At 44.6% G+C, this 354-nt stretch carries 1 protein-coding gene; it reads left to right on the forward strand.

Translation table 11 applies throughout. From position 1 onward, the window contains the following. On the forward strand, positions 1–354 hold a 354-nt coding region (locus AAEZ03_RS26305; protein WP_350582695.1), incomplete at both ends, for an IS30 family transposase.

Consider the following 354-nt stretch of genomic DNA (forward strand, 5'->3'; position numbering starts at 1 on the left):
GTAAAAGAGCGATCCCGCATCGGTGATTGGGAAGCGGACACCATCATTGGTCAAAACCATAAACAAGCTATCGTGACAGTGGTAGAGCGAAAGACAGGTTTGGTTAAGATGAAGCGAGTGACTAAAAAGAGTGCTCATCTGGTCGCGGATGCGATGGTGGTAATGCTAACTCCAGTGAAACTACACGTTAAGACGATTACGTCCGATAATGGCAAGGAATTTGCGGATCATAAAGCCATTAAGCAAAGACTCTATAGTGGGTTCTACTTTGCTGATGCTTATGCCTCATGGCAACGAGGAACAAACGAAAATACCAATGGCTTGATTAGAGAGTACTTGCCTAAAGGATGTGAC

The organism is Pseudomonas sp. HY2-MNA-CIBAN-0224, assembly GCF_040310285.1.
Classification (GTDB): domain Bacteria; phylum Pseudomonadota; class Gammaproteobacteria; order Pseudomonadales; family Pseudomonadaceae; genus Aquipseudomonas; species Aquipseudomonas helleri.